General features: G+C 42.7%; 2 tRNA genes and 1 rRNA gene. All 3 read right to left on the bottom strand.

From position 1 onward, the window contains the following. Positions 1-422: 422 nt before the first annotated feature. Positions 423-499: transfer RNA gene (locus tag J7384_RS19200), tRNA-Ile, on the bottom strand. A 20-nt stretch (positions 500-519) separates the two neighbouring features. Further along, positions 520-595: transfer RNA gene (locus J7384_RS19195), tRNA-Ala, on the bottom strand. A 127-nt stretch (positions 596-722) separates the two neighbouring features. Continuing rightward, positions 723-837, bottom strand: a 16S ribosomal RNA gene (locus J7384_RS19190); the annotation flags it as partial.

Here is an 837-nt window from a genome sequence, read left to right as displayed (position 1 = left end):
CTTTCATCGCCTCTAACTGCCAAGGCATCCACCATATACGCTTAGTCACTTAACCATACAACCCCAAGCGGTCTTATAAAAAGAACGTCTTAAGTGTTTGGGAGACAAATCCCAAACTAAATGTATGTCTGACATTTTCACGTACTCTTATCTAGTTACCTAGATGATGAGCTACTTGAATTAGATGAAACAAGATAAGGAAGTCTTGTTTCAGGTTGTTAACTACAGCGCGACACTGTAATTAACGGTTGAGATAATTATCTATAAAGACAAATATCTCGGGATATATATCAGCTTTCCAGATTGTTAAAGAACGTCAAACTAGCGCGCATTCGGCTAATTCGTGGTTAAAAAAACCAAATTAAATATTACTGATTAAGTAAGCTTTAATTTGGCTTCTTTGCGACAAAGACTCTAGTAATTGGTAGGTCTGGGCAGACTTGAACTGCCGACCTCACCCTTATCAGGGGTGCGCTCTAACCAGCTGAGCTACAGACCTAAATCACATAAGAGTGAACTTGGTGGAGCTAAGCAGGATCGAACTGCTGACCTCCTGCGTGCAAGGCAGGCGCTCTCCCAGCTGAGCTATAGCCCCAAAGGCTTTGTCATTCTTCATTTTCGTTATCAAACAATGTGTGTGAGCACTCTAGATACACGGATGTATCTGTGTCAAATCGCCACGGATGGCATTGATTTGACCGACAATCTCAATTCTTTCAAGATAAGGAGGTGATCCAACCCCAGGTTCCCCTAGGGTTACCTTGTTACGACTTCACCCCAGTCATGAATCACAAAGTGGTGACCGTCCTCCCGAAGGTTAAACTAGCCACTTCTTTT

The organism is Endozoicomonas sp. G2_1, assembly GCF_017744155.1.
Classification (GTDB): Bacteria; Pseudomonadota; Gammaproteobacteria; order Enterobacterales; family Alteromonadaceae; genus JAGHQT01.
Note: the sequence above shows the minus strand (reverse complement) of the source record. Positions and strands in the feature narration are given on the sequence as shown.